The sequence below is a fragment of the Spiroplasma endosymbiont of Phycita roborella genome, assembly GCF_964031195.1.
Taxonomy (GTDB): domain Bacteria; phylum Bacillota_I; class Bacilli_A; order Mycoplasmatales; family VBWQ01; genus Spiroplasma_E; species Spiroplasma_E ixodetis_A.
In genome coordinates, this window is record NZ_CAXIQJ010000001.1 from 42,939 (window position 1) to 65,480 (window position 22,542).

At 22.0% G+C, this 22,542-nt stretch carries 32 protein-coding genes; 25 read left to right on the forward strand and 7 right to left on the reverse strand.

Features of this window, described 5'->3' with window-relative positions; translation table 4 throughout:
* Position 1: 1 nt before the first annotated feature.
* Positions 2-244, reverse strand: a complete 243-nt coding sequence (locus AAHM95_RS00215) for a hypothetical protein (protein WP_342273774.1) — start codon at positions 242-244, stop codon at positions 2-4.
* Positions 245-886: 642 nt separating this feature from the next.
* Here AAHM95_RS00215 and AAHM95_RS00220 point away from each other — a divergent pair.
* The 9 genes from AAHM95_RS00220 (at position 887) to AAHM95_RS00260 (ending at position 8,189) form a co-directional block, all read left to right on the forward strand.
* Positions 887-1,234: a SemiSWEET family sugar transporter gene (locus AAHM95_RS00220; protein ID WP_342273775.1), complete on the forward strand. Its 348-nt coding sequence runs from the start codon at positions 887-889 to the stop codon at positions 1,232-1,234.
* Positions 1,235-1,239: 5 nt separating this feature from the next.
* Positions 1,240-1,608 carry a SemiSWEET family sugar transporter gene (locus AAHM95_RS00225; protein ID WP_342273776.1) on the forward strand — a complete coding sequence of 123 codons (369 nt, stop codon included), beginning with the start codon at positions 1,240-1,242 and terminating at the stop codon, positions 1,606-1,608.
* Positions 1,609-1,763: 155 nt separating this feature from the next.
* Positions 1,764-3,047: a methyltransferase domain-containing protein gene (locus AAHM95_RS00230; protein WP_338974905.1), complete on the forward strand. Its 1,284-nt coding sequence runs from the start codon at positions 1,764-1,766 to the stop codon at positions 3,045-3,047.
* An 11-nt stretch (positions 3,048-3,058) separates the two neighbouring features.
* Positions 3,059-3,808, forward strand: coding sequence for a protein phosphatase 2C domain-containing protein (locus tag AAHM95_RS00235; RefSeq protein WP_342273777.1), 750 nt, complete (start codon positions 3,059-3,061; stop codon positions 3,806-3,808).
* A gap of 84 nt (positions 3,809-3,892) precedes the next feature.
* Positions 3,893-4,864: a serine/threonine-protein kinase gene (locus tag AAHM95_RS00240; protein WP_338977401.1), complete on the forward strand. Its 972-nt coding sequence runs from the start codon at positions 3,893-3,895 to the stop codon at positions 4,862-4,864.
* Between the two features lie 12 nt (positions 4,865-4,876).
* Entirely contained in the window at positions 4,877-5,758 is an 882-nt protein-coding gene (gene rsgA, locus AAHM95_RS00245) for a ribosome small subunit-dependent GTPase A (RefSeq protein WP_281749493.1), read from the forward strand.
* Between the two features lie 13 nt (positions 5,759-5,771).
* Complete coding sequence (locus tag AAHM95_RS00250) at positions 5,772-6,458, forward strand: ribulose-phosphate 3-epimerase (protein WP_281749492.1); 687 nt, start codon at positions 5,772-5,774, stop codon at positions 6,456-6,458.
* Positions 6,448-7,110: a hypothetical protein gene (locus AAHM95_RS00255; protein ID WP_342273778.1), complete on the forward strand. Its 663-nt coding sequence runs from the start codon at positions 6,448-6,450 to the stop codon at positions 7,108-7,110. Before AAHM95_RS00250 ends, AAHM95_RS00255 begins: the two co-directional genes overlap by 11 nt.
* Before the next feature lie 173 nt (positions 7,111-7,283).
* Complete coding sequence (locus AAHM95_RS00260) at positions 7,284-8,189, forward strand: hypothetical protein (RefSeq protein WP_342273779.1); 906 nt, start codon at positions 7,284-7,286, stop codon at positions 8,187-8,189.
* A 144-nt stretch (positions 8,190-8,333) separates the two neighbouring features.
* Here the strand turns inward: AAHM95_RS00260 and AAHM95_RS00265 are convergent, their stop codons facing one another.
* A complete protein-coding gene (locus AAHM95_RS00265) occupies positions 8,334-8,483 on the reverse strand; it encodes a hypothetical protein (protein WP_342273780.1) in 150 nt (49 codons plus the stop codon).
* Positions 8,484-9,231: 748 nt separating this feature from the next.
* On the opposite strand from AAHM95_RS00265, the gene AAHM95_RS00270 reads away from it, so the two are divergent.
* The 13 genes from AAHM95_RS00270 to AAHM95_RS00330 all read left to right on the forward strand — a co-directional run bounded on the left by AAHM95_RS00270 (position 9,232) and on the right by AAHM95_RS00330 (position 15,319).
* Positions 9,232-9,750, forward strand: a complete 519-nt coding sequence (locus AAHM95_RS00270) for a hypothetical protein (RefSeq protein WP_342273781.1) — start codon at positions 9,232-9,234, stop codon at positions 9,748-9,750.
* Positions 9,751-9,884: 134 nt separating this feature from the next.
* Positions 9,885-10,040 carry a hypothetical protein gene (locus AAHM95_RS00275; protein WP_342273782.1) on the forward strand — a complete coding sequence of 52 codons (156 nt, stop codon included), beginning with the start codon at positions 9,885-9,887 and terminating at the stop codon, positions 10,038-10,040.
* Between the two features lie 2 nt (positions 10,041-10,042).
* A complete protein-coding gene (locus AAHM95_RS00280) occupies positions 10,043-10,507 on the forward strand; it encodes a hypothetical protein (protein ID WP_342273783.1) in 465 nt (154 codons plus the stop codon).
* 2 nt (positions 10,508-10,509) lie between these two features.
* On the forward strand, positions 10,510-10,803 hold the full coding sequence (locus tag AAHM95_RS00285) for a hypothetical protein (protein WP_342273784.1): 294 nt from the start codon (positions 10,510-10,512) through the stop codon (positions 10,801-10,803).
* Positions 10,804-10,807: 4 nt separating this feature from the next.
* Entirely contained in the window at positions 10,808-10,966 is a 159-nt protein-coding gene (locus AAHM95_RS00290; protein ID WP_342273785.1) for a hypothetical protein, read from the forward strand.
* 3 nt (positions 10,967-10,969) lie between these two features.
* Positions 10,970-11,206 carry a hypothetical protein gene (locus AAHM95_RS00295; RefSeq protein WP_339041654.1) on the forward strand — a complete coding sequence of 79 codons (237 nt, stop codon included), beginning with the start codon at positions 10,970-10,972 and terminating at the stop codon, positions 11,204-11,206.
* A gap of 11 nt (positions 11,207-11,217) precedes the next feature.
* On the forward strand, positions 11,218-12,045 hold the full coding sequence (locus tag AAHM95_RS00300; RefSeq protein WP_342273786.1) for a hypothetical protein: 828 nt from the start codon (positions 11,218-11,220) through the stop codon (positions 12,043-12,045).
* A 16-nt stretch (positions 12,046-12,061) separates the two neighbouring features.
* A complete protein-coding gene (locus AAHM95_RS00305; protein ID WP_281747961.1) occupies positions 12,062-12,220 on the forward strand; it encodes a hypothetical protein in 159 nt (52 codons plus the stop codon).
* Positions 12,221-12,254: 34 nt separating this feature from the next.
* Positions 12,255-12,443: a hypothetical protein gene (locus AAHM95_RS00310; protein ID WP_174481134.1), complete on the forward strand. Its 189-nt coding sequence runs from the start codon at positions 12,255-12,257 to the stop codon at positions 12,441-12,443.
* Between the two features lies 1 nt (position 12,444).
* Complete coding sequence (locus AAHM95_RS00315) at positions 12,445-12,630, forward strand: hypothetical protein (RefSeq protein WP_281748210.1); 186 nt, start codon at positions 12,445-12,447, stop codon at positions 12,628-12,630.
* Between the two features lie 17 nt (positions 12,631-12,647).
* A complete protein-coding gene (locus AAHM95_RS00320) occupies positions 12,648-13,022 on the forward strand; it encodes a hypothetical protein (protein ID WP_338961095.1) in 375 nt (124 codons plus the stop codon).
* Positions 13,023-13,040: 18 nt separating this feature from the next.
* Positions 13,041-14,222 (forward strand): hypothetical protein, encoded by a 1,182-nt coding sequence (locus AAHM95_RS00325; protein WP_342273787.1) that lies wholly within the window; start codon positions 13,041-13,043, stop codon positions 14,220-14,222.
* Positions 14,223-14,236: 14 nt separating this feature from the next.
* Positions 14,237-15,319, forward strand: a complete 1,083-nt coding sequence (locus tag AAHM95_RS00330; RefSeq protein WP_342273788.1) for a hypothetical protein — start codon at positions 14,237-14,239, stop codon at positions 15,317-15,319.
* A gap of 196 nt (positions 15,320-15,515) precedes the next feature.
* On the opposite strand, the gene AAHM95_RS00335 is transcribed toward AAHM95_RS00330, so the two are convergent.
* On the reverse strand, positions 15,516-16,676 hold the full coding sequence (locus tag AAHM95_RS00335) for an Mbov_0401 family ICE element transposase-like protein (protein ID WP_338975594.1): 1,161 nt from the start codon (positions 16,674-16,676) through the stop codon (positions 15,516-15,518).
* A gap of 72 nt (positions 16,677-16,748) precedes the next feature.
* Between AAHM95_RS00335 and AAHM95_RS00340 the strand changes: the two genes are divergently transcribed.
* From AAHM95_RS00340 to AAHM95_RS00350, 3 genes are all read left to right on the forward strand, one after another.
* Positions 16,749-18,455, forward strand: coding sequence for a hypothetical protein (locus AAHM95_RS00340; RefSeq protein ID WP_342273789.1), 1,707 nt, complete (start codon positions 16,749-16,751; stop codon positions 18,453-18,455).
* Between the two features lie 150 nt (positions 18,456-18,605).
* On the forward strand, positions 18,606-18,740 hold the full coding sequence (locus AAHM95_RS00345; RefSeq protein WP_342273790.1) for a hypothetical protein: 135 nt from the start codon (positions 18,606-18,608) through the stop codon (positions 18,738-18,740).
* A complete protein-coding gene (locus tag AAHM95_RS00350; RefSeq protein WP_281749131.1) occupies positions 18,701-18,943 on the forward strand; it encodes a hypothetical protein in 243 nt (80 codons plus the stop codon). Before AAHM95_RS00345 ends, AAHM95_RS00350 begins: the two co-directional genes overlap by 40 nt.
* 3 nt (positions 18,944-18,946) lie before the next feature.
* On the opposite strand, the gene AAHM95_RS00355 is transcribed toward AAHM95_RS00350, so the two are convergent.
* From AAHM95_RS00355 to AAHM95_RS00370, 4 genes are all read right to left on the reverse strand, one after another.
* Positions 18,947-20,959 carry a hypothetical protein gene (locus tag AAHM95_RS00355; RefSeq protein WP_342273791.1) on the reverse strand — a complete coding sequence of 671 codons (2,013 nt, stop codon included), beginning with the start codon at positions 20,957-20,959 and terminating at the stop codon, positions 18,947-18,949.
* Positions 20,910-22,151 carry a hypothetical protein gene (locus AAHM95_RS00360; protein WP_338975553.1) on the reverse strand — a complete coding sequence of 414 codons (1,242 nt, stop codon included), beginning with the start codon at positions 22,149-22,151 and terminating at the stop codon, positions 20,910-20,912. The genes AAHM95_RS00355 and AAHM95_RS00360 overlap by 50 nt, the downstream gene beginning before the upstream one ends.
* Before the next feature lie 18 nt (positions 22,152-22,169).
* A complete protein-coding gene (locus tag AAHM95_RS00365; protein WP_338977759.1) occupies positions 22,170-22,292 on the reverse strand; it encodes a hypothetical protein in 123 nt (40 codons plus the stop codon).
* Between the two features lie 4 nt (positions 22,293-22,296).
* Positions 22,297-22,542 (reverse strand): hypothetical protein (locus AAHM95_RS00370; protein ID WP_342273792.1); only part of this gene is annotated, 246 nt, incomplete at its 5' end.

Sequence of the window (22,542 nt, forward strand, 5' to 3'; positions counted from 1 at the left end):
TTTAATAGCGATTTTCATTTAGTGGTATTTTAAATCAAAAACCTTCATAACAAACAACATTTCCAAAATTATTTTTATATTTTTGATAAGAACGACAAATATTATTATAGGCTTGATAATAGCGTTTTTTATTAGTTTTATCAATGTGGTAAACTTTTAATATTGCTTCTTCCATAGTGTCATAAACACCTAAACAGTTATCTTCTTTATCATATTTCGCATAAATAAAATTATTTTTTTTCATTTTTAACTCCAATACTTTTTTATATATTCCCATAATTTAAGATTTACTTAGAACATAGATTATATTTATAATATTTAGGATTTTAAAAAAATACGAAATGGTGTAAGAACATTAAATTAGTTTGTAAATTTATAAAAAATAAAATGATAAGTTAAATTTATGACAATATTAAAAATATTGTTAATAACATAAATTGAAAACAAATTATTTTTTATAGAATATAGTTTTAATTGAAAAATTATTATTTATTGTTTATTTTTGAATTCTAAGTAAATCTTAATTTAAGTCTATAATTGAAAAAATGAATATACAATAAAAAAATCACTTTTTTATAAAAAGGCGAATTTATTTCATAATTTTATATTTATTGTAAAATTAAAATTTTATTTAATTTTTAACTAATATTTTTTAAATTTATTATTTTATTTTAAATAAATTTTTACTATTTTAGTGGTTTTTTATTTTTTTATTATAAATTATTTTTAATTTTTTTAGATTTATTTGAAAAAATATTAATTAAACACTTTCTATTTTAAATGATTAAAAGTAAAATAATGTTGTTTTTAATAAAACAAGAAATAAATATATTAATAGTTTTAAAAAAACTACTAAAATATTTTTAAAATTTAATGGAGGATGAAAATGCAAACTTTTATTGGAATTATAGGTTATTTAGCCGCAATATTATCTATTATAACATTTATTCCACAAGCAATAAAAACAATAAAAACTAAGGAAACTAAACATATAATCTTATCAACTTATATAATTTATAATATTGCTAATCTTTTTTTCTTGATATTTGGAATACTTTCAGTAACATTACCAGTAATGTGACCAGAAGGTGCTGATACTCTTGAAATTGCAATTTGAGGTTCTACCTTAATAATACCGTATACAGTAACAATGACTGCAACTAATTGTATTATTTATGTTAAAGTAAAAAATATGAAAACGTTGGGCGAAAATACTAGAACTTTGGAGGAATAAAAATAATGGCAAATACTGAATGATGAATTATTACTATAATAGGGATTATTGGAGCACTTATTGCTGTTATAGCATTTTGTCCACAATCTTTAAAAACAATAAAAACTAAAAAAACAGATGGTATTTCTTTACTTACATTTATTCTTTATACAACAGCTAACAGTTTATGAGTATTATGGGGCATTATTCATTTATCATATCATGGCGGATCTAAATCAACAATTTTAATGAAAGATTTAGTTATAATTTGTGCTAATACACCTTGTGCAATATGATCAGGAATTATTCTTGGTATTAAAATTAATAATATGTATAAATATTGTGAAGTTTGTAAAAAATGAAAAGGTAAAGTAAATATAAAGAGCAACTTTTAATAGTTTATTTTTTATTAAAAATAATAATTTATTACTAAAAATGCATTGTAATGATGCATTTTTTAATAGTTATAATAGTAAAATACTTATCAAAATTAAAAATAATAATTTAAGTTATAATATATGTATAATTAAAAATTTTGTGGGGTTAAATAATGATAATTCAAAATGATGTTTATAAAATTCTAGTACAAGTAATCCTAGAAAAAGGTCATTGTAATGTTTTATTAGCACAAATGATGCGAGATAAAAATCTAACATTATCAGAAAAAGAAGCAATTGAAAAGATAGTACTAGGAACTTTAAAAAATCAAATTTATTTAGATTATATATTAAATCAAATATGAAATGTTTTGAAATCAGTAATTACTATTCCTTTTCACATAACTATTTTATTATGAATAGTTTTATATGAAATCTATTTTTTAGAAATTACTAATAAAGAAATTTTCATTGAAAATACTTTAAAAAAAGTAAGCACCATTGATAATAAACTAACATTTATTATTTCTAAAGTATTAGATTTATGTTTTACTGAATTTAGATCAGAATTTAACTTACAAAAAGAAAGTAAACAAAATATTAAATTAATTAAATATAGTTATCCTAGTTGATTATATTCTTTAATAAAATCACAATTTAGTATTAATATTGCAAATCAATTGATAAAAGATAACTTAAGAATGCCATTAATTAGTTTTAGAGTTAATACATTAAAAACTACTGTTAATAAAGTGTTAAACAATGAAAATTATAAATCTTTTAACTTTTGTTTAAGCGAGATAGTATCTGATGGTATTATTAGTTCAAAGTCAATTTTTAACACAAAATTATATGAAAATGGTGAAATTATTAAACAAGACCAAGCAAGTATGTTAGTTAGTCATTTTTTAGATCCACAACCATATGATGAAGTATTAGATATGTGTGCAGGAATTGCTAGTAAAACAGCTCATATGGCAGCTTTAATGTCTAATCACGGTAAGATAGTTGCTTGTGATATCAATGAAGAACGATTAAAAATTGGTGCTACTTATTTAAAAAAATTAGGCGTAACAAATACTGAACTTAAATATGGTGATTCTACAATATTGGATTTTAATAATAAGTTTGACAAAATTTTAATTGATGCTCCTAGTACTGCTTGAGGTTTAATTAAAAGAAAACCAGAAGTTAAACTTATCAATTGAAGTAAAGAAGAAATTAATCACTTAATTACTGTTCAAGCAAAATTATTAAATAAGGCTTATCAACTTTTAAAACCCGAAGCGATAATTGTGTATGTTACTTGTACTTTCAATATTAAAGAAAATCAAAATCAAATTGAGAAGTTTGTTAAAAATCACGCAGATATGACAATCATTGCAGAAAAACAATTTTTTGGTTTTAATAACAATACTGATGGATTTTATATTTGTAAATTAAAAAAAGGAATATAGGGGGTCAGTTTATGAAAATAAATGCTAGTTATAAAACAGATGTTGGTAATTATCGTACAAATAATCAAGATGCCGTTTTATATTTAACAAATAATACGGGACAAGTTATTGGTGTTGTTTGTGATGGTTTGGGTGGTCATAAATGTGGTGAAGTGGCCAGTAATATGGCTGTTAGTATGTTAAAAAAATTTTTTGAAACAACAGATTTTACTAAATTAAAATATGATAAACAAATTCATGCATGATTACAAGAAAAGATAGATATTATTCAAATTGAAATGAATAATTTTAGTTTAAGTACTGAACAAGCGCTTGATATGGGAACAACTATGGTAATAATTTTAATTACTAATAACAAAGCTTATTTAGTAAATATTGGTGATTCACGTATTTATCAATATAGTGAACAAGGATTAAAACAGTTAACAGTTGATCATAATATTTTAAATCTATATTTACAAAAAAACACAACTAAAGAATCAAGTGTTGATTTAAATCACACTTATTGAAAGGCATTAACTAGTGCTCTTGGTCCACGTAAGCCATTAAAAACCGATATTTTTCATTTACCCTTAATAATTCCATCATATTTTCTTTTAACTAGTGATGGTGTTCATGATTTTTTAGAAGAATATGAAATAGTTAATATTTTAGAAAAAAATGGAAATATTAATAACAAAGTTAAGTTATTAATTAAGCAAGCATTACTTAATGTTTCAACTGATAATGTTACTGTATTATTAATGGAAATAAAATTTTAGTCTTTTGACATTTTTGTGTAAAATATAAATTATAAATAAGTTAGTAATTTTTAAAAAATAAATTTAAAAGTAATGGTGAAACTAATGGAAATAAATAAATTATTGAATAATCGTTATCATATTTTAAAAATTATTGGTTCGGGTGGTATGGCTAAAGTTTATGAAGCACAAGATAAATATTTAAATCGGCAAGTTGCTTTAAAAGTAATTAATCCAATTTCACCACTAGATGACTTAATAAAAGAACGATTTTTGCAAGAAATTAGAGCAGTATCTAGAGTTAGACATCCCAATGTTATTTTGGTATATGATGTTTTTATTGATAAGAAAGATTGATGCTTAGTTTTTGAATTATTAGAAGGTAAAACATTAAAAGAATATTTAAGTAATTATTCAGTTTTATCAGTTAATGAAGTTATAGTTATTATGAAAGAAATTTTAAAAGGGGTTAATGCGTGTCATGCAGTCAATATTATTCATCGTGATTTAAAACCCGAAAATATTATTTTAACTAGTAGTGGAGCAATTAAAGTTTTAGACTTTGGTATTGCTGTTATTGATGATTATGAAGTTAAAAAACATGCTAATCAAGTTGTAGGAACAATGAAATATATTGCTCCAGAAGTAGTAAAATTTCAAAAACCAACAATTCAAAGTGATATTTATGCTTTAGGTATTATATTATATGAATTATTAGTTGGTAAACCACCTTTTTTTCATAAAAATCCACAAATATTAGCGGCCAAACATATTAAAGAACCAATGCCATTAATTCATGAAATTAATAAAAATATTCCACAAAGTTTAGAAAATATTATTTTGAAGGCAACTGCTAAGGATATTAATGATCGCTATCGGACAATTAGTGAATTGAGTAATGATTTAGATTGTTGTTTAAAAATGGAAAATAAAAATAATATGTTATTTAAGAAAAATTACTTAAATTCACAAAAATTAAAAAAACCATTTTATTTAAAAAAAGAATTTTTATCATCTTTAATTTTAATTATATTATTACTTATTGGTGTTATTATAAGCATATTAATTTTATATTAATTGGAGGACACTATGAACTTTAAACAAGGAATAGTTATTGGAGTTGCAAATAACTTTGTTGAAGTAAGAATTGAAAATCAAATTTATTCTTGTTTAATCAAAGGAAATTTAAAATTTCAAACAGCAAAAATTTTAGTTGGTGATTATGTTAAAGTTAATTTTAAAGATGATAAAAATCCTTTGGTTGAATCAATTTTACCTCGATTTAATGAACTATATCGACCAAGCATTGCTAATGTTGATCAAGTATTAATTGTTAGTTCTCTTGTTAATCCTTTTCTTAGTAGTTTTCTATTAAATAAATTATTAACTATTTTTAATTATTATCATTTAAAAATAATTTTAATATTTACAAAAATTGATTTGGTAACTAAAGATAATGAAGTTTGAACAAAAGTTAAAGCATATCAGAATTTAAATTTACCAGTAATTTTTATTTCAAATGTTAAAAAAAATGGTATTGAAGATTTAAAAAAAGTTTTTACAAACAAGTTATCAATATTAACAGGTACTTCAGGAGTGGGAAAGAGTTCAACTTTAAATAGTTTGGATAATAATTTAAAACTATGAACACAGGATATTTCTACAAGTTTAAATCGTGGTAAACATACCACAACTAAAACTCGCCTTTATTTTTTACATGATGGTATTATTGCAGATACACCTGGTTTTTCGGTCTTTCAATTGCAAGGTTTAAGTAGTATTGATATTGCTACTAATTTTCCTAGTTTTACTAATATTTGACAAAATTGTAAGTTTCGTACTTGCTTACATCAGCAAGAACCAGAATGTGCAATTAAAAAAGCAGTTGCAAATAAAATAATTTCTGGTTTTTTTTATGAAGATTATTGTAAAATTTTAATAGAATTCAATAAAATTAATAATTTAAAATAAAGGATGGTAATATATGAAAAAAGAAGTAACAATTGCCGCTAGCATTTTAACTGCTAACTTTCTATCTTTAAAAGATGATTTATTAAATTTACAAAATGCAGGAATTAATTGAATTCATTTTGATGTTATGGATCATCATTTTGTTGAAAATTTAAGTTTTGGTGCAAAAATATTAAGTGATGTATGTAAATTTAGTTCTAATATCAATATTGATTGTCATATGATGGTAAAGATAACAACATTAAAAGTATGTGATTATTTAAAACCATTTATAATTTTACCGCAAGTTAAAAATATTACTTTGCATTATGAAGCATTAACAGAAGAACAATTAAAAGAATTTCTGCAGTGAAAAAACCCTGGTTTTAAAAAAGGAATTGCCATTAATCCTGATACACCAATTTCAAAAATTTATGATTATTTGAAAGATCTTGATACAATTTTAATTATGAGTGTGCAACCAGGTGCGGGTGGACAACGTTTTTTAGATTTAACTATTAATAAAATTAAAATGTTAGTAAAACATATCGATAATAATTTTCCAAATATTACAATTGCTGTTGATGGCGGCATTAATAATTTAACAGCAAATGATTGTATTACTGCTGGTGCTAATTACCTAGTAGCGGGTAGTTATTTATTAAATAGTGATAATTCAGTAAAAAAACAAGTTGCGATGTTAACAAATTATGAAAAATAGTGATATTAAACAATTAGTAATTGTTTGTCGTGATTATAATTTAAATTGAGAACAATTTATTAATCCAATTTTTATTGGTGTTGAAACTGGTGTTTTATCATTATTAAAATATAAAAAACCAATTAAGTTTATTTGTGGTGATAATGATACCATTAATAAACAACAGTTAAAGATTTTAAATGATCAAAGTAAAATACATAATTTTGAAATTATTACTTTTAATAAAGAAAAAGATTTTATTGATAGTGAACTTGCGATAGTTACTGCAATTTCCAAAAAAATTAATTTTCAACAAATAGTGATAGTAAGTGATGGAATACGTTGGGATATGTTACTTGCTAGTATTAATATAATAAAAAAATATGAATGTTTTAACCCAATTTTATTAGGTGAAAATAATTATTGTTTTTTATTAAAAGCAAAATCAGAATATATTTTTTACAATTGACAATTAACATATAAATATATTTCTTTTTTTAGTTTAGACAATGAAGAAGTAATTTATAATTTTAGTGGTTGTAAGTTTTATCCAAATCAGGATATTACTGTTACTAATAATAGTACACAAACTATTAGTAATGAATTTAACAAAAAAGAAAGACCAAAACTAATTATTAAAAAAGGAAAATGTTTAGTTTTTTTACATAAATAATTTTTTAAAATTTAGAAAAACTAATTATTATTTTATGCCAAAAGTATATTAATAAAATCTTAAAAAAAAGATAGTATAATAAAAATCATAAACTTAATATAAGTTTTATAACCCTTATTTTTATTAAAAATAAATGGGTTTTTTTTATTTTTTAAAAGAGGAGAAATTAAAAAATGGTAAAAGAAAAAATGTTATCTGCAACAAAGTTAATAAAAAAACTTGAAAGTATAAAGTTAAGATATCAAAAACAACATAATACTCAAATTCCTTATTTTAAAAGAATTATTGAAGAATTAAAAGGAATATTTTTGGTTGCAGATATTCCTAATGTTATTAAAAATCTTAAATATCTTCAATATAATTGTGGAAAAAGTACAAAAAAATATTCTGATAAAGCAATAATGCCAATTTTATCTTTGTTTACTGTAACTATTAGTTTTTTAGAAGCACAAGCAAATAAGGGAACATTGGCAATAGATTTTAAAAATATATATAAATATGATTTAAGTAATGTTTTAACTACTTCAGAAGATAAGTTATTTGTATTAGGTTTACAAACTGATTTAGAAGTTGAAATAAAGCATAGAGATAGTTCTAAAAGTTTAGATGATTTAACACTATATGATAGTTCAGACATTAGTGAAATTTTTAAAGAAATGCAAGAAAAAATACATGATTTAAAAATACTAAAAGAAGCTAAAAATAAAATATGTGGACAAATTAATAATTTTAATTTGAATTTCAAAAATGAAAAACAATTAGCAAGAAGATGGTGACATTGACCACTTAAATTTTTGACTTGTGGAATATGAGAAAGTAATAAAATTAAAGCAATTAATAATAAATATAGTAAGGATAGTTTTGATAAATTAATTTGCGAACATAATGGATTAAATACTAAAATTAATAAGTTAGAAAGTGATATTGAAATGTTAAAAACTAAAGTTAATAAATTAGAAAAGAAAACTAAAATATTAGGAAGTAGTAGTTTAAATTATGGTAAAAAATGAAAATCAATAAATGATTTAGATGAACATAATATTGTAGAAAAGAGTTTTTCATATCAAAATTTATTATAAGACGTTATTATTTGGTGATAATTTATTTTTTTAATTTAAAATAAAAATTAATCTCTTTAAAATTTTATTTTTAAAGAGATTAATAATATTTTTTGTTAAAAGGATATAATTTAAGCAATAAGAAATAATAATTATAAAATTATTTTAAATTTTAGTAGTTTTAGATATTTTACTTGGAAGTAATGTTGTGGTTGTAATTCCCATTAGTAGTAATAAAGGTCATTCAAATTCTAATAATGTATCTAAGTCTAATTTATTTGTTAATAAAAAACCTAAATATAAAACTACTGTCAATAAAAATGCAAATATTATTGTTAATAATTTAATTATAAAATAAAATGGGAGCGTGTCGAAGATGTCGATAACTAAAAAGTTTTAAAAATAGCTCCTTTCTTTTTTAAATCCTTAAATTAAAAATAAATGACAAAAGATGAGAATAAAAATCTTGTCTTTTTTTTGTAATTGTAAAATTTTAAAATTTTTAATAAACCTCTTTAACGCTATTATCAACACGTGTTAGGGAACTAAAAAAGTGAACTACAACACAGTTGTTAAAAATAGTAGCTAGCATGTGGACTTGCATGAATAAATAAAAAGTGGAGTGATACCTAATAAAATATACTAACCATTAATGGTAATTCTTGGGGTGGGAGCGAATTGGAAACTAGTATATATAGACCTGTTGTAGGGACCTATTGTATTAATTCTATTCTTTATTTAACCAACCTTGCCACTCCCCAGTGAGCAAGTGTTGGTTTTATTTTTTATTTTTTTTGAAAAATTTTTTTGGGCGAGAAAATAAATTTCAAACTTGTAAAAAAAATTGAGCGGTGCCGGTTCAATTAAAATATTAATTTATTAAACATAAATTAAATAAATATTGAATCGAATGCCTCGATTTATTTTTAAAATTTCATAATTTATTTTTGAGCCCAGTTTTCATGGAATGAAAAAAACGAATAGTGTGATTATTAATAATTAAAAAATCAAAATATATGTTCTTTATGCTAGAAGCAACAGAACATATTAGGAAAGGATTATTATGCAAATAGAATTTAAAAAAGAACAAATTGTAAAAGATAAACCACAATCTATTCTTATTGATTATGGTGAATATAAATTACAATGTCCAAAATGAATGGTTAAAAATAATAGTTTTATTGCTGATGATAAATATACATATTGAGTTTTTAATTTAGAAAATATTAAAAGAGAATTAAGTGGTAATGAATTAATAAAATTATTAGAACCCTATATTAAAGACCAAAAAATAACTGTTAATCAACCAATTACTCCAAAAGAATATTATCTTAATGATATCAAACTTGAACCATTAACATTTTATGAACAGCATAATAGTTGATTTATTGGTGAAATAACAGATAACAAAACTAAAATTACTAATCCTTGTTTTAAATATAACATTACGTGAGAAGAGAACAGAAAAGATTTTAAAATAAATAATCCATATAAACATGATGATTTACCAATTAATTATATAGTTACTTCCTATAAAGAAAAATCAACTCATAATGAAAAAGTATTTTTGTTGAACATGTAAACAAAATAAATTAGATTATTTATTCTTTAATACTAAGGATATAAAAAACAAGAAAATATTTTTAAGAGATAAAAATAATAAAGCAATTTGTTATGACTGTATTTTAAATATTAGGTTAAGTAGGAGGTATAAATATGAATAAAGAAAAAATAATTAATTATCTTGAAAATGAATTTATGGAATTACTTAAAGATGATATTAGTAGTGAAATTAAAATTAATATTAGTAATTGAAAACTTAAATTAATAATGAAATTACAAGAAAAAATTAAAAATGGTGAATTTGATTAATTATGCAATATGACTTAATTATTGGAATTGACCCCGCTGGAATTGGCAACAATGGAATTGTTATTTATTCAAATGAAACTAATAATATTATTTTTAATGAAACGTTTAATACATTAACTGTTTTATGAACTAAAAATATGTATAAAGAAAAATTTCAATTAATTAAAGAAAAATTTATTAATAAAAAAATATTAGTTATTGTAGAAAATTTCTTTTTAAGTTCAAAACAATTATTAACTAATCCATTAGCAACTCCTAAAATTATTGGTGCATTAATGGTATTAGTACAAGATGTTTTCAACTGAGATTATTTCGAAAATCACCCAAAAAATAAAAATAAAATAACAGAATATAAAGGAAATATAAAATTAACAAAACATGAACAAGATGCTTATAAGCATATTCAATATTATTTAAAAAATCATAAAAAAATATTAATTTTTGATAATTATTTAAGGAAATTATAAAGATGAAAGAGAAAGTAAATTATGTCAAATTAACAGTAAAACTAAGTAACACTATTGAAGCAAAATATTATGAAAAAGGTAATAAAGAATTATATTATAGTGTTCGAGGTCAGTGAAATGGATTAAACTATGTTACTTTAATTTTTAACAACCCAAAATTTTATAGACGCTGTATTTTATTAAACAAAAATGATGAAATTATAGTAACTGGTCAAATCTTTAATACTTTAAACATTCCTAAAAATCGTGCATTTTGTTCAATTAATGTTAAATGATTTAAAAAATGAAAAGAGTAAAAAAATGATATTATGAAAAATTTTATTAATAGTACCAATATTAATAACAAGCATAACACTAATAATATTTTTAATATTTATTATTAAAGAATTAAAAAATGAATATAAAGTATTAAAAATATTAAATGAAATTGCTAATCAAATTAAAAATAAGGAGAAATAATTAATGATAATATTACCTACTTTGTTTGAAAATAAAGATGAAATTGAAATATTATCACCATTTCCAAAAGCAATTCATACAAGTAATGATATTAGAGCAATTATTTTAAGACAATATCCAAATGTTAAATCAAAACACATAATTGTTTCTGAACCAGAAAGTAATGTTGCATTAATAGTTGGTGATAATGATGTTTATCAAGGTTGAATTAAAGTAACAATTAAAAAATTAGAAAATTAAAGGAGAATAAAATGCCAAGTATAGAAAATACACAATCAAATTATACTTTAACTAAATTAATTAGAACTGGTATAAGTCCAATTTGTGCAATGATTGGTACAAGTGCTTATTATGGTCAAGTGATTGTAAATCCAGTATTAGGTTCAATTAATAGTTTATTATTTGGTAAAAAATTAGGTTTAGATATTTGAAATTTAAATCAAAGACCAAATACTAAAACTAAATTAATTAATAGTTCTAAAAAAATATTATTAGGTTTAGGAACAATTGGATTAGCAAATTATAGTAAATGAACAAAGAATAATATTACTCCAATTATTCCACCAACACCAATGCCAATAATTACTACAACTACAACTGAGGGTCCTCCATGATTACTATTAAATAAACAAGAAAATCAGTCATTAATGGATTGAGATACATATATTAGTTTAAATGCTTATGGTATATCAAATCTTATTAGTGGATTAACTGAGTTAATACCTAATAAATTTGAAACAATAAGAAAGATTTGTAATATGGCTACTGGTGGATGTTTAATATCAAGTGGTGTTGCAATGGGTATAAATAATGATTTTAATAATGCTTATGCTATACCTACAATAGTTGCTGGTGCAAATGAAATTATCCATAATTTACTACCTATGGAAACTACAAATCATATTGAAAAAATGCAAGAAACACCATTTAATGATGAAACATCAAGATTAGTAAATGATAATAGATTTACTATTAATAGTGAAACAACTAGTCAATATGGTAGTGATAATATGAGCGAAGTACCATTAAATCATGATAATGCTTCACTAAATTGAGATTATAATCACATGAGTTTATAAAGGAGGTGAATAATTTATGAATAAAGAAAAATTACTTGAATATTATAATAATGAAATTCAGACATATAAAGAGAGAATGGAACAATTAAATAAAGAAATTGCCTTATTAGTAAGCATTATAAGTAATTCAAAATCGATGATTGAAAGAATTAATGGTGGTCAATTTGATGAATAATTAAAAAATAAATAATTGAAAGGAAAATATTGAAATGAAAGAATTTTTACATGAATTAATAATTATTGGAACAAGTGTTGGAACATTAATTTGCAGAGAAATTATTGTTTTATTAAAAAGATTTATCACAACTCCAAAACATGTTAGAGCAAATAACAAAATTATAAAACATCAAAAAAAATTAGCAAAATTAAATGAAAAGATTAATAAAGGAGAAAAATAATATGACAAAAATTGAATTTAATGAAAAATATAGAAAACAAGATATTAGTATTGATAGAGATTTTGATTTACATATTGATAATTGTTTTAAATTTTCTGATATTGATACATTAGAAAATGCAGTTAATGATTATAAAAAATTAATAAGTGAAATGCCACAATTAGTTAAAGATTGATTATTGGGATAAGATTAGGAGAATGTTAAATGTTAGAAAATGAAGATAATGTTCAACAAACAACTGAACCTTTAACTGAAAATAATGCTCAACAAGAAATAGAAAATAAAGTTAATGAAGCAGAAAATAAGTTAAATAAACTTAATCAAGAAATTAAAGAAAAAGAAATAATTAATATATTTAAAAAATATCAAGTTAAAACTGAATTTTATGATTTTTTAAAATTTAAAACTAATAATTTAGAAAATTCAAAAATTGAAGAAACTATTAAAAAAATTATTAAAGAACAACCAGTATTTAAAGAAATAATTAATACAGGTGGTAAACAACAAACAATAATAACAAATCAACAAAATTCAATAAAAAGTACATTATTGGATTATAAAAAAAATAATAATTTATAACAGAAAGGAAATCAAAAAATGGCAATACAATTCAATAAAAATTTAGATAATACCGAAAAATTAGTAGAAGCACCAGAGTTTATAGAATTTTATAAACAATCAAATTCACCATGATCAAGTTTTTTTCCTATCGAAATGGTTAATTCAACAAAAATTGAATTTATAGTTAAAAAACCAAAAAATTCAGAAATTAAAGTATTAAAATGAAATGATAAAAGCAAAGGATTAGATGTTAGTTATGCTGAAACTGTTAAAATTTTAAAAGAAATTAAAGAAGAAGCGGTTGCGGGTGAAATAATTGCTAATGTTGATTTAAATGCTGAAAATGGACAAAATTTATTAAATACAATGCAATATGAAGTTGCTAATGACTTAGCAGATTATTTAGCAAATAATGATACAAATGTAATTGCAAAATATGCAACTAAAATAGACATTACTGATAAAACACCATTAGGATATTTAAAATCAATGTTAGATGCTTGAAATACTTTATTTCAACTAAGAAATAGTAATAATTGTCGTTTTTTTATTACTAATAATCTTTATGATACTATTGTTTATTTAGCCAATAATAAAGGTCTAATTACTGATAATCAAATTGCTCAACAATTAAGATTAAATGGAAATAATTTATACATCAAAGGTGTACTATGTCAAATTGTAATGGATGATTATATGACATTTACTGATAATAATGAAACTAAAATTATGTCTTTTGTTTTAGCAACACCAAGAGCAATGAAAAGATATATGTTACAAAATACAGTTGTATATGTTCAAGATATTGCTGATGGTAAAGTTGGAAGAAGATATTTAGTTGGTGGAGAAGTAACTGGTGAATCAATACCCTATATAACAGATGAAGAAACAACTTCACGCTGAATGTTATGTGCAATTGTTAATAATGATAAAAATGATTTAAAAACTAAAATTACAAGTTTAACAACTGATATTACTGCAAATGTTAATAACAATAATAGTGAATTAAATACACAAATAAAAAGTACTAATGAACTTAAATCATTAAATCCTAATTTAACAAATCCAACTATTAAATATTTTAGTGATGCACAAGGAAAAACTAATGTAAGTAATCAAAAACAAAAAGCAGGTGACTTATATATAACCATTACTGCTAATGTTAATGACTTAAATTATAAAGGAACAACAAATCCAATTAAAATAACTCTTAAATAAAGGAAATTAATATTATGCCAATCGGTACAACTAGTACAGCAATACTTTTAAACATAAATAAACCAAAACATACTAGAACAAGTAACCAACAAGAAAACAAAAGTTTTTGATGAGAAATTTTAGAAATGATTGGTGTACAAGTTATAGCAGTAGCACTTGCTCCTTTTACTGATGGATTAAGTGAAAGTGTAGCCCTTGGATTAGGTGCAAGTGATTTAATTGCTAGTATTAGTGCTGTTGGTGTAGAATTTTTAACTGATTTTACTATTAATCAAGTTTATGATTATTTAAAAGGAAATGTAACACCATTAAATACTTTTTTTAATATATTACCAGCATTTGCTGGACTTAATAAAATTAGTCGTGGTTATCGTACAAGTAAATTTATTAAACTAGCACAAAAAACTAAAACATTAGAACAAGTGGGAATTAAAGAAGCAAAAAATTTACAAGAAATTATTAGTCAAGTAAGTGGAAAAGAAATTTTAACAGATAAAATTATTGGTAATAAACGTTATTTAATGAATTATAGTTTTACTCCTAATCGTGAAACAGTATTACGAGATTTAGGTTATGTTGCTGAAAGACAATATAAAAATAATTTTCAAAAACTAGAAACAGAAAAATTAATGGAACACTTATTATTACAAAATACATTAATAAAACTAAGTCCACAATTAACTCCTAAATTTAAAATTAAAGATATTGAAAAAGCAAATAACTTTTTAAAAAAATTTAATACTGATTTAAAAGAAGTATTAAAAATGAATCAACATGATTGATTAAATTTAGTTCATACAATACATACAGAAAATAGATATGGAAAAACTTTAATTTTAGATTTACAAAAAATTCGTGCTAATGCTATTAAATTTAATTTTAAAAATAATATTATTCATCAACTTGTTTTAAAAGCAAATCAAACTTTTAAATATTTTGATATTAGATTTTATTTAAAAAAAGGTTTAAATAAATTTTGAAAAGATACACCATATTTTGAAAAAATAAGAGAAAGTATATATAAATTACAAGAAAAATTTGAAAAGTTAGAAAAACAAGCATTTGAAAAAATGGGAGCGTACCGATGTTGTCAATAATATTCAAATTTGTCTTTAAATTATAAGATTAGACGAGAATAATTTAGACTTCAATATGCAATTGTATGTTAATCTTAACACTTGTAAAATATTAGTCAACAATAATACTTACTTTTATAACTCAAAAATTCTTATTAAATTTTACTTTAATAAGTTTTATTTTATTTTTAGTTATCTTTAAATTGAAATGGTTAATTTATAATAATTGTATTGCTGTATTTATTTGATAACATTTAAAATTAACCATTTTGGTATACATATCAATGTTATAAGTTCTATCACCAATCATATGCTTTAAAATTTGTTTAATATTAGTTTCAGTAAAGCAACCAATATTTTCAACTAATGCTTGATTTAATACGCCATCTTTTGCATTAACAAAATAACCAACTTTTAATTTTTTATATTGTAAAGTCAATGATTGTAAAAAATCAATTAATTCATAATATTGACCTTTGGAAAATAAATTTATTGCATTTTGATAGTGTAATTTAGCAATTTTATTTTTTCTTCTTCCAGCCATTATGCCAAGAAATAAAACATGAAAAGCATGGAATTTATCTAAAATAAATTTAGCATTTAAAATTGTAGCAGTTTTTCTAATTCATTTTGCACTATCTCCACAAACTATTAAATTTGCTTGGTCAAAATTTTCAAAAAATAAATTACCATATTTTTCAATTAATTTGGCAGTTTTTTCAGCACCAATTTCTGTTTTTGATACTCTAATTTTACATACAGCTCTTTTATTAATTAATTTTCCATTCTTCTTTTTACCAGTACAAAATACTAATAATCTCATTGAACATTTTTTACAATTTTTAGTATTATGTTTTTCATTAAACTTAAATTTTCTATGTCCATCATCAATATTTACATATAAATTTTGATATGGTTGTAATGGTATTTTGAGGATATTGGCTTTTGGTAATTGAAACTTTTTATATGTTCTACAAACTGTACTATTACTTATTAAACCTTCAATAAAAGTATCACAAACATCATGATACTTTTTACCATCTGCAAAATATTTCAAAATTTGTTTAATAACATTAGGTGCAAGTTTACTATATTTTTTAACACCAAGATAATTATCTAACAATGAAAGAAATTCCATTTTTTGTGTTTTTGGGTTATAATATGTACAAATACGTCGTTTATAAGTTAATAAACCTTTTTTTGTTTTTAATTTTCTTTTTCTAAATCTATATGACTTATATACAGATTTATCACATGCATTTCATAAATAATCATCTATTTTTTTAAATAATTCTTCTGTTTGTTGTAAATTTAATTCATCTTGATTAAAATTGTGTTTGTCTCAATCAAAATGATTTACAAATGGTAATATAAACATTTTTAATGTTCCTTTCAAAATTTTATTTGTTAATAATTTAAGTTTAATTTTTTTTAAAAATAAGGAGTAAATATGGCTTTTATCACTAGTTATGTACAATTAAATAAAAAATATAATCTTAATTTTAGTGATAATAATTATGGTTTTAGTTGGGATATTTTTAAAGAATTTGTTGGTGATGAATGAGCAGAATATTTTACTACCAATTGTTTTTATCGTTTTGTACCAACAGCACGTGGAACAAGAAAAACTTGAAATTGTTTAGCATTTGATTTATTTATATGTTGTAATTTTAGTGATAGTAGTGTTCAAGAAGTAAGAAGATATGAAAATACTCATAGTGAAACTACAATTGGTGCTTTAATGAATGTTTGTCAAGTTTTATTAGATACATATAATATTAATTTATTACCTAATAATCCACATGGTATTAAATGAAAAATAACTAAGGATGGTGGATGTATTATTTTTCCTAATAATCAACAAATTGACTTTATTGGTTATGCTAATGGTAATAAGATTTTTGGAAAAGAAGCCGGTGGTTCAAGTTTTTTAGGTTCAAGAACAGATGAAATTATTATGGCAGAAGAAAAAGAAACACTAACAGAAAAGCAATTAACATATCGATATGAACGTTTACAAAACTCTATGTTTAGAAGTAATCGTATTAAAGTATCAAAAGAACCTATTAAAGAATGAAGTTGAACGTTTATTGATAAAAATATATATAGTCCTAATTTTGGAAAAAAAATTACTCGCTATTTTTATAAAAGTTTCTTTATTACTTTTACATGTAATCCTTATGATAAATATCATCCATTTTATTTAAAATACTGTACGCCATTTTTACCATTAAATGATAAAGTGATGGAAAATCTTAAAAAAAATGGCAAAATTTATTATGAAAATCAAGATATGTTTAGTGGTTTAGGTTTATTTGTTTTAAGATTTACTATTCAACCATTTTGAAATAAATTACCAGATATTCAAAAAAGAACATTATTAGAAATGAAAAAAAGTAATCCTGATGAATTTAATACTGTTTTTTATGGTTTTGAATTTTTAGATAGTGATGTAACAATTTTCCCATTTCAAAAAACTGTAAAGTGCTGACAACGATATGATTTAAAAGAATTTTATAATTCAAAAAAAGATATGTATAAATTTGATTTTTATTCAGTTGGTGTGGATTGAGCAACTGGTCATAAAGACCATACTGTATTTATAGTAGTGGGTTTTAAAGAATATAATAATACTGGTTATTATGATGCTTATATTATTTGTGAATTAGTAGTTACTCCAAATGATTTTATAAATGAAAATGAAAAAATTAATGCTTATGTTAATGAAATTTTAGGATTAATTGATAATTTTGAAAATTTTGAACAAGCAATTTATTTTTATGATGATAAAGCACGAACTGCCATTGATTGATTAAATCAAAAATTAATAGATGAACATAATACTATTTTAATCACACAAACTGCTATTAAACATGCTTCAAATTTAAATCAAGAAGCAGGATTAACTAATAGAGTAGTTTGAATGAGAAACATTATGAGTTATGGAAACTTTTATGCAAATAAAGATGATTTACCAAAGACTACTCAATGTTTAGAAGAATTACGTTATGACCAAAACAAAACTAACATTCCTGATAAAAATATGTATCAAGACCCGTATGATGGATTATTTTATGCATTGTATCCATATAAAAATGTAATTAGGGGTAAAAATAATGCTACTGTGAAAAAAAGCATCTTCACATTTGCCATATAATAAACAACTACAATATCATTAATAGTATAGGTATCACAAAATAAACGCCTTTTATTTAGGCGTTATTTTGCGTTTAAAAACGTACTTGTAAAAATAATCAAAAATAGTACAATTTATAAGTAAAATCAAGGAAAAAAGGAGTAATTTAATATGAAAACATGAATAAAAGCAAATTTAAGTAAAATAACATTAGCATTAGCACTAACTGGTGCTACAACTGGAACAATAGGATTAATCATGGGGGGGTGCTTACCCATAATCTTAGTGGACTTAAATATTATTTAAATTCATATAAAAAACCTATAATGGGTGTTCAGAAAATATGAATGTCTGACATTCATGGTATTTCAGTTTCTATAAAAAGTGAATTTAAAATATACTTTGCTGATAATCCTAAAAAAACAAAATTTTATAATGGTGGAGATACTATTGAAAGAATAGATATACCATGAGATGGCAATTATCCATATGGTTATTTTAATAAATAACATTTAAATTTCTAAATTAATATAAGAAATATTTTCATTATATTTGTCAAATAAATTAATATTAGTTAAGTTTATTTCTTGTTTGTCAGTTATTAAAATTAAATAATAATTACCAGCACCAAATATTCCACTAATTTCAATCCGATTTAAATTATTAATTGGATTTTTAATTTGCAATTCAAATTCATTTTTATTATCAATTTGTAATATCTCTTCATAAAATTCTAATTTAGAAAATAATTGAGATTTATTTGAACCATATAAATTTAAAGCATTCTCAATTTTATTGTTACTAATAATTACTCTTGTAAAGTATTTTCCATATTCGCCATTTCCTAATGTTCAATCTGCTGGAATTAATGACGGAATATTATTGCTTTCTAATTCATTTGTAATAGATAATCAATTAAATTGATTATCATCAAGTTTAAATAATTCATTTTGACTAATATCATTATTTTTTAATTTAATATTATTCATATCTGTAAAATCAAAATATTCAGATTTTAGTATTACTTTTACATCTTTATATTTTCAACTATTATCCTTATTAGAATGTATAGGATTTGATTTTAATTCAAAATAATAAGGTAATAAAATTTTATTATCATCATTTAGACCTTTATTTATTGATAATGTTGAATAAATATACTTTGATAACATAATAAATACTTGTTTAAATATTTTAACTTGTTGCAAATTTATGTAATTTGGATAATCAAGTTCTCATTTTCTAAATAAATTAGTAATAACTTCATCAGGTTTTTGACCTAAGAATTTATTACGTAATTTTGCTATTTCATTTTTATCATCATAATCTGCGCCATCAAAATTTCTATTATAGTTATATGTGTAACTTAGCATATCTAATAATAACTGTTGTAAACTATCAATTGGTGGTTTATCATTTATTTCAATTTCTACATCATAAAATTTATTTGTTGTAGAAATAAATAAATTATAGTTACCTACTAAAAATCATGACTCTAATTTTTTATCTTTTAATTCTATTTCATCTGATAATGGTCATACTTTTAAATTTTTAGAAACATCATAACCTAATTTAGCATTTGTTACTCTTGCATTATTAATAATTTCTTTTCTTGTTTCAGTCCCTCCACCAATAGCAATTAAATCTAAAACTGATTTTTCTTCTCCAATAAATTGTTTTGCTAAGTTTCAAGGTAATATTTGTTCACTAAATCATTGTTGTAATATTCTAACTTTTGGTTGAGTTTCAATAGGCATTGATAATAGCGGAAATGCTATCTTATCTTTAACAAATAACTTTGGGTATACTTCCATATTGTCAACTTCACCAAGTACCTTTATATTGCCAAAAATCATGCTTCTAGGTGCTTTAATTTTTAAACCAGTTACTTTGGTATCTTTATCTAATGGTTTTTGTAATTTAATAATAATTGGATAACCATCTCTTGTTTTAAAATCTTTAATTTTAATAATAGTTATACTTTTAGTACTTCTTGTTTTTGGATTTTGATAAGGTTGTGAATAATTATTAATGATATATAAATTATCAATATTATTTTCAGTTAAAGGTTCATTAATAGATACAGCATATAACTTAAATTGATTTAATAAATTTATTTCTTGAAATATTAAATTTTTAATATCAGTCATACTATATTCAATTGTATTATCATTAATATTAGTACTTGCTCTTTGATTTAATTGCATAGTAAAATCAGATGTTTCAACAGCAGTAGTTTTTAATACTTTATCAATATCAATAAAACCTATTTTAATAGTATTTGCTGAAAATTTTAAACTATTATTTTCATTATTTTTAAATAAACGTTCAATTTCATAAATATATATCGTTCTTTTTTTAAATTCATCATATGCTCTATTAATATCTGGGTCACTAGTAGCACGCATCATATTAGTAAAGTCATAAGGAATGTTATCAATTAAATAATCATTTTCTACTTCTGCTTGATTAAGTTTAGTTTGTTTCTGTGGAAATTTCGTTTGTGGTTTGTTGTTGTTTTCCATTGTTCTCTCCTATTAATTGGTTATTTTCGGGATTAAATAATTTTAATTTAACTGTTAAATTATTAATTTCTTGATCATCATTAATATTAAATGTTTTACTATTTAATAAATCTTTATCTACACTTACTAATATTTGAATAAATTTAAGAATATCAATATTAAATTGTCATAATTTTTGTTCAATATAATTAATAGTTGAAATATTTACTGCTGTACTTTCGGGAACTGATTGTTGTGCTGATTTCTTTTGACTTGGTATATGAATACCACAACGTTTAAATATTTCATTAACATTTCAATCATATATATCAGTTAAATTTTTACCTTTAAAATTACTATTTGTCATATTGATATTTTCGTTTTGTTCATTATTATCTCCACCGCTTTTAAATATGTAATTTTTAGTAACTAATGTTCTTACTGCGTCTTCTATTAAAGATTGAACATTGCCATAAGTTTGACTAAATATAAATTTAGGTGAGTTTAAAATAGTATCTAAAACAATTTGTTCATAAATAACATCTAATGCTTTAATTTTATCCATTACTTTATTACAATCTGCTAGCTCATTTGCTTTATTTCTCATAATTGCTATTGGTATATAGTTAATATTTAGTGTTTGTTCTTGTGCTAAATTAGGGTTATTAATGAATGATTTAAAATCTAATGGAAATTGTTTTTTATTATCACTAATACTATAAATTGCACGATTAATAGTTATTTGTTCATTATTTAATGTATAAACTTCAAATAATCTTACCATTTGTGCATTTTGTTCATAACTATCATAAAAAATAGTACATTCAATTAATTTACCAGTAATATCATAAACTCTTTGTTGTATATCTACTACTTGAAAATATAAGTCATCATTAGCAATATAAATTAAATAAGCACTAATTCCTAATTTACTTAATTTAAAAATTGAATTTCAATTTTTTCTGTAAAATTCTTGTTGAATTAAATATTGTTTAATAGTTTCATTATTAATATCTAATGGAGCATTATATAAATTAGCATTATTTTCTGCTACAAAATCAGTGAAATAAGTTTCATGGTTAAAATCATTAAAACCAAAATAATTTAAAATTGAAGCATGAGTACTTTTATTTTTATTAGTTAAAAATTTTACTTTTTCATTTTGATTATCACTAATATTACTTTTTTCTTTTCTTTTAAATAGACTTAACATAATATTCACCACCTTTTTTTAAAATATTTGATTAATTTTTAATACAATTTTTATAATAATAAATATAATTAAACCTGCTGTTGCTGATGATAAAATTACTCCTATTAAACCTAAAATAATTTTTATAATTTTAAAAAACATAATATTATTCCTGTAATTCTTCTAATTTTTTAAAAATATAATCTCTACCCATACCCCACATTATTCTATTATTATAAATATTAATTTCAGTATCCGCATTAACATTATTATTTGATATTCATAAACTACTTTTTAAAACATTTGTATCTAATTGATAATAAAAATTAATTATTTGTCAACTATAATTTTTATTATTTTCTTTACTAGTATAATCACCAAAACTATAATATATTCTATAATGTGTTTTATC